This is a genomic window from Devosia sp. 67-54 (genome assembly GCF_001899075.1).
GTDB lineage: Bacteria > Pseudomonadota > Alphaproteobacteria > Rhizobiales > Devosiaceae > Devosia_A.
In genome coordinates, this window is sequence record NZ_MKVA01000009.1 from 322,793 (window position 1) to 329,877 (window position 7,085).

Here is a 7,085-nt window from a genome sequence, read left to right on the forward strand (position 1 = left end):
ATGCGGTCCAGGCGTTTTCAGCGGGTGAACCGGGGACATCGATGAAGCTTTTCCGCTGCGACCATTGCGACAATGTCCTCTATTTCGAGAACATCGTCTGCGAGAAGTGCGGCCATACGCTGGGCTATTGGCCGGACGCCAACATGCTGGTGTCGCTGGAAGACGAGGGCGGCGGCCATTTCCACGCGCCGGCCCTGCCCGGCAGACGTTTCGTCTATTGCGCCAATGCCGGCTTCGGCGCCTGCAACTGGCTGGTCGAAGACCAGCCTGGCGCCGATCCCTATTGCCGCGCCTGCCGCCACAACGGCATCGTCCCGCCGATGGACAGCGCCCGGAACCTCGAGAACTGGCGCATCATCGAACGCGCCAAGAAGCGGCTGATCTATTCACTGCTTCGGCTCAACCTGCCCCTTGCCACGCGCAGTGAGGACCCCGTGCACGGCCTCCGTTTCGAATTCCTGGCGGAGGAGGCCGCGCCACACCCGGTGCTGACCGGACACGATAGCGGCATCATCACCCTGGCGCTGGGGGAAGCCGACGATGCCGAGCGCGAGCGCCGTCGCCTGCAGATGAACGAGCCCTACCGGACGCTGCTCGGCCATTTCCGTCACGAGATCGGGCACTATTATTGGGACCTGCTGATCGCCAACACGCCGGCGCTGGACGAGTTTCGCACCCTGTTCGGCGATGAGCGGGCGGACTATGCGGCCGCCCTGCAGCGCCACTACGAAACCGGCGCCCCCGCCAATTGGCAGCAGAATTTCATTTCAGCCTACGCCACCGCGCATCCCTGGGAGGACTGGGCGGAGACGTGGGCGCACCACCTGCACATAATCGACACAACTGAGATGGCGGCGGCCTTTGGCGTGCGTCTCGCCCCCCATGTCGACGTGGTCGGGGAACTGCGGACACGCATCGATTTCGACCCCTACCGGCTCGCCTCGATGGGCGAATTGTTCGCACACTGGGTGCCGCTGAGCTCACTTATCAACAACCTCAACAGGGCTGTGGGGCAGCACGATGCCTATCCGTTCGTGCTCACGCCGCACGTCGTCGCCAAGCTCGGCTTCATCCAGAAAACCGTGCTCGCAGCGGGCTCTGCGCCATGGACCGTCCCCGGTCCCGACGGTCCGATCCCGATCAATCGGCCAGCCCCGTGAGGCGCCGGATGCGCGAAGTAGTGGATTAGCAGCAATTGCACACAAGCCCCCGGGTTTACTAATGGCCGTGCCGATGATTCATTGAATGCCAGTGGCGGACTGCGTCGGGGCGGAAGTGTCGGACGTCAAACCCAAGACCACCGGGGGTTTTTACCGGGAGGATGCAGCTCGCCTTGCCTCAGAAGCCGCACGTGGCCCCGGGCCCGCCGGCGAAGCGCCGCGGCCGCCCATACGCCCGATCGTCGCCATACCTACGGTGGAACCGGACGCTCCTGAGCGCCCTCGGCTCCGGCCCAGACCGGCCAGCAACCAGAACCTGCGCACGTCTCGCCTCGACGGCTATGACGAGCCCCGGGAACGACGCGCCTGGAGCGCCGGCCGGATAATCGCCTGGGTACTGCTGGCGCCCTGGTATGCGGCAACGGCGATCGGCGCCATCGGTGTCGATTTGATGTTCCTCAAGGACATGCTGGGCTTCTAGATCAGCACTCCGGCAGGCTGACGCTCAGACCGCCGAGGCTGGTTTCCTTGTAGCGTTCGTCCATGTCGCGGCCGGTCTGCCGCATCGTCTCGATCGCGGCATCGAGCGGCACGATGTGCTTGCCGTCGCCCAGCGCGGCCAGGGATGCGGCGGCGACCGCCTTCACCGCGCCCATGCCATTGCGTTCGATACACGGCACCTGCACCAGGCCGCGCACCGGATCGCAGGTCATGCCCAGATGATGCTCGAGCGCGATTTCCGCGGCATTTTCGATCTGCATGTTGCTGCCCCCGAGCACGGCGCAAAGCGCGGCGGCGGCCATCGCCGACGCGGAGCCGACCTCGCCCTGGCAGCCGACCTCCGCCCCCGAGATCGAGGCATTGTACTTGATCAGCCCGCCGATCGCCGCTGCGGTCAGCAGCATGTCGGGCACCCGCTCTCGCGACGCGCCCGGCACCAGGTCGAGATAGTAGCGGATCACCGCCGGGATGACGCCCGCCGCACCATTGGTCGGCGCCGTCACCACCTGCCCGCCGGCGGCGTTCTCCTCGTTGACCGCCATGGCATAGGCCTGCAGCCAGTCGACCGCCGAATGCAGCGGCGCGTCGTTGCTGCCGGCGCGCAAATGCAGCTTGTCGTTGAGACCCTTGGCCCGGCGCCGCACGTTGAGCCCGCCCGGCAGCACGCCATCGGAGTTGAGGCCGCGATCGATGCAGCGGTACATCACGTCCCAGATCGCCATCAGCCGTCCATCGAGATCGCCGCTGCCGTCGGCGATCTCGTTGGCGCGCTTCATCGCCGCGATGCTGAGGCCTGCGGCCTCACCCATCTGCAGCATCTGGGCCGCCGTGTCGAACGGATACGGCACACCCGCATCGCTGGGCTTGAGCGGCCCGGCAGCCATTTCCTCGGCCGTGAGCACGAAGCCGCCGCCGATCGAATAGTAGCTTTCGGCTGCGACCTCCCGACCCTCGTCCGCGCTCAGAACGAATGTCATTCCATTGGGATGGGCCGGCAGCCTGTGGCCCTTCTCCACCGTCACTGCATGCGGGCTGAGATGCACCTGCCGGCCATTCGGCAACCTTACGGTTTCCGATACCGCCAGCTCGGCCAGGGCCGCATCGGCCATTGCGCGGTCGTAGCTCGCCGGCACCATGCCGCACAACCCGCAGAGCACGGCGCGGATGGTGCCGTGCCCCTCCCCCGTATAGGCCAGCGAGCCATAGAGCCGGCAGCCCAGAGCCAGCGGCTCGGGCGGCAACGGCCGCGACGACACCAGTTCGAGAAACCGCGCCGCAGCGAGCATCGGCCCCATCGTGTGCGACGACGAGGGTCCAATGCCAACCTTGAAGATGTCGAAGACCGAAAGGAACACGAGCGTCACCCTAGCATGAAATTCTCATCGCCGACGCAGCAGAAGAAGTCGATCGGGTTCCACAAAAATTCCTTGGAACAGCTCCCGCCGCAGAAAGTTGTCAATTTGGACCCTGCCCTGCGGCAGCCAAAAATTAGGAGAAACCAATGATCCGGCTTTTGATGACCGGCACGGCTTTGACCGCCCTGCTGATCGGCGGCGCGTTTGCGCAATCCTCTTCGTCCGCGGATGCCTCGATGGCCTCCTCATCGGCCATGGAAAGCTCGTCCGCACCGGCCGACACCTCCGCCTCGACCCCGGCCGACACCTCGTCCACTCCGGCCGACACGTCGGCGATGCCGTCATCGGCGATGGAAAGCTCGGCGATGTCGTCGCAGATGTCGACGGCAAGCTCGATGGAGTCGTCCATGATGGCCACCCCGGCGCCGCGCCAGCCGGTCGACATCCTGTCTGGCTACACGCGAGTCGACACCGACCGCCTAGCCAGCAAGATCATCGGCTCGCCGGTCTATGACGGCACCGCGGCAGACGCCAACAACCTCGGCAAGATCAGCGACATCGTCGTGAACGAAGACGGCACCATCGCCGCGGTCGTGCTGGGCGTCGGCGGCTTCCTCGGCATCGGCGAAAAGCAGGTCGCGGTGGACTATTCGGCGCTGCAATGGGTCGTCGCCGCCGACAACACCGAACGCTTCGTGCTCAACGCCAGCAAGGACGATTTGACCAACGCGCCGGACTTCAAGACCGTCGACGACCAGCCCGGCGCGTCCAACGCCCCGGCCTCGGACACGATGACACCCGCTCCGGAGTCGACCGCTCCGGCCAGCAGCTCGGCGGCAATGTAACCGCCGCGCCCTCCCTGACCCCTGGGTCCATGCAATCGCATGGACCCTTTCTTTTTGCGTCCGGCAATGCTGAGGTCGCAGGCCGTTTCCGCCGGACCCTGCCATGCCCCTGCCGCTGATTGTCGCCGTACCGATTGCCTCCGATCTGGGCCGGCTCGCCTTGGCGCTGCGCCATGAGGTGTTCGTGCTCGAGCAGAACGTACCGGAGGCGATCGAGCGGGACGCCCATGACGCGACCGCGGTGCACGTGGTGGCGATTGCCGATGGCGACGTCGTCGGCACGTTGCGCCTGCAGAAATTGCCAGAGCACACCAAGTTCGGCCGGGTCGCGGTGCGGCGCGAACGTCGGGGCCAGGGGATCGCCAGGGCGATGATGCTGCACGCCCTGCATCTGGCGCGCGGCGCGGGCGAGACGCGCTTCGCCCTCACCGCCCAGCTCGACAAGGTCGGCCTCTACGAAAAGCTCGGCTTCGTGGCCTATGGCGACGAGATCGAGATCAGCGGCATCCGGCACCGCACGATGAAGACGTACTGAGCGGCAAAGGGCGCCGGCGGCGCCCCGTATCGGATCGCCAGGGCAGCGATGTCAGCGGCGATGCCGCAGCCGGCCGATCTCGTCGTAATCGGCCTGCTCGGCCTTGGCCTCTTCCGCCATCTCCCGGCCATGCTCGCGCTGGTCGAGCAGCTCGACCTTCTTGAGGTCCTCGACCGCCTCGGCGAGCGCGTCCTGCGCCCCCTCGAGCTGGTCGCGCATGTCGGCGGCCGACGCCAGCAGATTGTCGCGCCGCGCCATCGCCGCCTTGGCGAAGGTGGAATAGGCGAAATGCGCGACATCGGAGATGCCGGTCTTCTGCTGTTCGATTTCGATCTGCTGGTCGAGCTCGGCGGCCATGCGCTCGAAATCGGCAACCATCATCTCGATCTGCGCAACCTGGCGACGCTTCTCGTCGACCTGGAATTTCTTGAGCCGGATCAGGCTCTCGCTGCGCGACTTCATGACTTGTACTCCTTACACATTCAAGTCATTGACCACGTACTGGGTCATTTCCCCGCCTTGTCCAGGATCGCCTCCAGCATGGTGTAGCCATCGGCGATACTGGTTCGCTCTTCCCGCTGCTGGCCCAGAAAGGCCTCGAAGGCGGGGTTGAGAGCGATGGCGCGATCGACCTGCGGATCCGATCCCTTCCGGTAAGCCCCCAGCCGGATCAGTTCCTCCATGTCGGCGAACACCGACATGAACTCCCGCGCCTTCTGGAGGACCGGCCGCACCGCGGTAGGGACGCATCCAGGCATCGTGCGCGAGATGGATCTCAGCACATTGACGGCGGGATAACGTCCCCGTTCGGCAATGGCCCGCTCCATCACAATGTGCCCGTCGAGGATGCCGCGCACGGCATCTGCAATGGGTTCATTGTGGTCATCACCTTCGACTAAAACGGTAAATAGACCCGTAATGCTGCCCGAATTCACCAGCCCCGGCCCGGCCCGCTCGAGCAGCCGCGGCAATTCGGTGAACACCGTCGGCGGATAGCCCTTGGCGGTCGGCGGCTCGCCGATGGCGAGGCCGATCTCGCGCTGCGCCATGGCAAAGCGCGTGAGGCTGTCCATCATGCACAGCACGCGCTGCCCCTGGTCGCGGAAATATTCGGCGAGGGTAAGCGTCAGATACGCCGCCTGCCGCCGCATCAGCGCCGCTTCGTCGGAGGTGGCGACCACCACGACGGCGCGCCTGAGTCCGGCCTCGCCCAGATATTCGGTGATGAATTCCTGCACCTCGCGGCCGCGCTCGCCGATCAGCCCGACCACGGCGACGTCGGCGGTGGCGTTGCGCACCAGCATCGACATCAGCACCGACTTGCCGACGCCGGAGCCGGCGAAGATGCCCATGCGCTGGCCCTCGCACATGGTGGTGAAGGTGTTCATCACCCGCACCCCCAGATCCATCGGCGCGCCGACCCGGGCCCGCTCATGCGCCGGCAGCGGCTGCTGCTTCAGCGGATAGCCGGCGATGCCGCGCGCGATCGGCCCCTTGCCGTCGATCGGCTCGCCATTGGCGTTGACCACGCGGCCGAGCCAGGCCTCGCCGGGATAGACGGCGCCGTCATGGCTCTGGAACACCGCCTTGCAGCCGAGCCGCACGCCGGTCAGCGGCCCATAGGGCAGGCAGAGCGCGTGGCCGTCGCGAAAGCCGATGATTTCCGCCTGCAGCGTGCCGCCGCCGGTGGTGTCGATCCTGACGCGGCCGCCGACGCGCAGCTCGCGCACCGGGCCCACGACCTCGATCAGCAGCCCCTGCACCGTCTTGACCCGGCCGAACACCTCGACCTCGTCGATCGCCTCGATATCGGCGGTCAGGGCCCGCATCGGCTGTCCTCGAATCGCATCGGTGGGAACGTAACCGAACGTTAAGCAAAAAGCGTTAACCATGGGCTTTGAGCCCCGCCTTGCGCGCCTCTTGACGCCCGCGGCTTTTCCACAGCCCAAAACCCCACAAGCATGAGTCGACAGAGTCGATTAAAAGCCTTTCTTAACCTAAAATATTAAGTTTCCTTGCCGCGTTTTAACATTTGAAATCAATGCCTTAGTTAAGATGCCATAGCAATTGCTTTGCATATTGCGGATCAGAATTAAACTTTGTTAACTAATGCCGGTTAGGTTTGAGTCATATCCAGTAGGGTTCGGTTAGGGGTGGCAGTCAAAAGGCTGCTCCCCGGTTCCAGGCAGGAACGACTTTAAGGGGAACGGCATGCGTGTGCTCCTGATTGAGGACGACAGCGCGACGGCGCAGAGCATCGAATTGATGCTCAAATCGGAAAGTTTCAATGTGTACACGACGGACCTCGGTGAAGAGGGCGTCGATCTCGGCAAGTTGTATGACTACGACATCATCCTGCTTGACCTGAACCTGCCCGACATGAGCGGCTACGAGGTGCTGCGCACGCTCCGTGTCGCCAAGGTGCAGACTCCCATCCTGATCCTGTCCGGCCTCGCCGGCATCGAGGACAAGGTGCGCGGCCTCGGCTTCGGCGCCGACGACTACATGACCAAGCCGTTCCACAAGGACGAGCTGGTGGCGCGCATCCACGCCATCGTGCGCCGCTCCAAGGGCCATGCGCAATCGGTGATCCAGACCGGCGATCTGACCGTCAACCTCGACACCAAGACGGTGGAGGTGCAGGCGCAGCGCGTGCACCTGACCGGCAAGGAATACCAGATGCTCGAGC

9 protein-coding genes are annotated in these 7,085 nt (G+C 65.0%); 5 read left to right on the forward strand and 4 right to left on the reverse strand.

The features are described from left to right. The first annotated feature begins 41 nt into the window (after window positions 1–41). Window positions 42–1,160 (forward strand): putative zinc-binding metallopeptidase, encoded by a 1,119-nt coding sequence (locus BGO82_RS16715; protein ID WP_291306745.1) that lies wholly within the window; start codon window positions 42–44, stop codon window positions 1,158–1,160. Between the two features lie 85 nt (window positions 1,161–1,245). Beyond that, window positions 1,246–1,641 (forward strand): hypothetical protein, encoded by a 396-nt coding sequence (locus tag BGO82_RS16720; protein WP_291306746.1) that lies wholly within the window; start codon window positions 1,246–1,248, stop codon window positions 1,639–1,641. A 1-nt stretch (window position 1,642) separates the two neighbouring features. Here BGO82_RS16720 and BGO82_RS16725 read toward each other — a convergent pair whose 3' ends face one another. Both BGO82_RS16725 and BGO82_RS16730 read right to left on the reverse strand, forming a co-directional pair. Beyond that, on the reverse strand, window positions 1,643–3,016 hold the full coding sequence (locus BGO82_RS16725; RefSeq protein WP_291306747.1) for an L-serine ammonia-lyase: 1,374 nt from the start codon (window positions 3,014–3,016) through the stop codon (window positions 1,643–1,645). A gap of 133 nt (window positions 3,017–3,149) precedes the next feature. After that, entirely contained in the window at window positions 3,150–3,425 is a 276-nt protein-coding gene (locus BGO82_RS16730; protein WP_291306748.1) for a hypothetical protein, read from the reverse strand. Between BGO82_RS16730 and BGO82_RS16735 the strand changes: the two genes are divergently transcribed. Next, complete coding sequence (locus tag BGO82_RS16735; RefSeq protein WP_291306749.1) at window positions 3,424–3,861, forward strand: PRC-barrel domain-containing protein; 438 nt, start codon at window positions 3,424–3,426, stop codon at window positions 3,859–3,861. The genes BGO82_RS16730 and BGO82_RS16735 overlap by 2 nt on opposite strands. A 103-nt stretch (window positions 3,862–3,964) precedes the next feature. Next, window positions 3,965–4,396 (forward strand): GNAT family N-acetyltransferase, encoded by a 432-nt coding sequence (locus tag BGO82_RS16740; protein WP_291306750.1) that lies wholly within the window; start codon window positions 3,965–3,967, stop codon window positions 4,394–4,396. 51 nt (window positions 4,397–4,447) lie between these two features. Here the strand turns inward: BGO82_RS16740 and fliJ are convergent, their stop codons facing one another. Both fliJ and fliI read right to left on the reverse strand, forming a co-directional pair. Next, window positions 4,448–4,858 carry a flagellar export protein FliJ gene (gene fliJ, locus BGO82_RS16745; RefSeq protein ID WP_291306751.1) on the reverse strand — a complete coding sequence of 137 codons (411 nt, stop codon included), beginning with the start codon at window positions 4,856–4,858 and terminating at the stop codon, window positions 4,448–4,450. A 44-nt stretch (window positions 4,859–4,902) separates the two neighbouring features. Then, entirely contained in the window at window positions 4,903–6,225 is a 1,323-nt protein-coding gene (gene fliI, locus BGO82_RS16750; RefSeq protein ID WP_291306752.1) for a flagellar protein export ATPase FliI, read from the reverse strand. A gap of 382 nt (window positions 6,226–6,607) precedes the next feature. On the opposite strand from fliI, the gene BGO82_RS16755 reads away from it, so the two are divergent. Beyond that, a partial coding sequence (locus tag BGO82_RS16755; RefSeq protein ID WP_291306753.1) for a response regulator transcription factor occupies window positions 6,608–7,085 on the forward strand: 478 nt, incomplete at its 3' end.